This is a genomic window from Pseudomonas sp. GL-R-19, from assembly GCF_019956375.1.
In the GTDB taxonomy this organism is placed as follows: Bacteria; Pseudomonadota; Gammaproteobacteria; order Pseudomonadales; family Pseudomonadaceae; genus Aquipseudomonas.
Genome location: NZ_JAHBDJ010000091.1, coordinates 1 through 1,008, shown reverse-complemented (window position 1 = coordinate 1,008; position 1,008 = coordinate 1). Strand labels below are relative to the sequence as shown.

General features: G+C 60.2%; 1 protein-coding gene. It reads right to left on the bottom strand.

Features of this window, described 5'->3' with window-relative positions:
* The coding region (locus KGA83_RS30215) for an IS4 family transposase (RefSeq protein WP_223531447.1) at positions 1 to 1,008 on the bottom strand (1,008 nt) is incomplete at both ends.

Sequence of the window (1,008 nt, the reverse complement as noted above, 5' to 3'; positions counted from 1 at the left end):
TGTCTCGCGATGAGCCTGTTCCACGCTGCGCTTGAGCACTGCCAGGACGTTGTAGGCCAGGATCGCCGAGGCAAAACCCAGCAACGCCGCCCGCGGAGCGCCAAGGCTTTCGATTTCACTGTCCAGCACCGATTCCAGGCGCTGGAACATCCCTTCGATACTCCAGCGACGACGGTATAACTCGGCGATCTGCCCGGCGCTGACGGTGTCTGGCAAGTTGCTCCAGAACCACATCACCGTGTCGCCTGAGTCAGTAGGTGTCTGTAGGTTCAGTTCAACTCGACGCCAGCGGTGACCACCTTTGAGTTCGATGATTTGCTCGCGCACCGTTGCGGATTCGATGGCCACAGATTCTTGCCAGCCGCCTTCCTCAATCAACCGTGGATGTTTGCTTTGCTGGCGAATAATGAACGAAGCCCCCGCTTCCTCGCAGGCGTGCATGACGGGCAGCGTGCAGTACAGCCGATCGGCCATCCACAGCTGGCCCTTAGTGGCGCGGGCCAACAGCGGCAGCACGCTGACGCGCTCACTGGCGTAGGCATCCTCGCATGGCTGCAAGTCGACGATCTGATCGAGGTCCGGGTCGTAGACCACGACTGAAAACCCTGGGCGCGCCGCACCTCGCTCACGCCGCAAAGCCCCCAGGCGTTTTTCAGTAGAAGGCAGGTGGTTGCCGTCGACAATGCGCAGCTGCCAGCCGGGCAAAATGGCTGAGCAGCCCAACTCTTTTATCGTCGGGGCCAGGCGCTCGGCGCTTCCTGTAACCAACGCCCGCAGCAACACGGGCTCTGTGCGGCTGACCTTGTCATAGAGCGCCGCCAACGTAACCGGCAGCCCCTCCATTTGCCGGGCAGCGGCATGTAAGGAGGGCCGTAGGCCCAATGAAACAAGGGACATCAGCTCAACGATGGTCGAAAACAAAAGCTCACGCGGGTACTGGCGTTGACGGTGTTCTTCAAACACCTGATCAACCCATTCGGCAGGAACAGCCTGCTCCAGTATCAATTT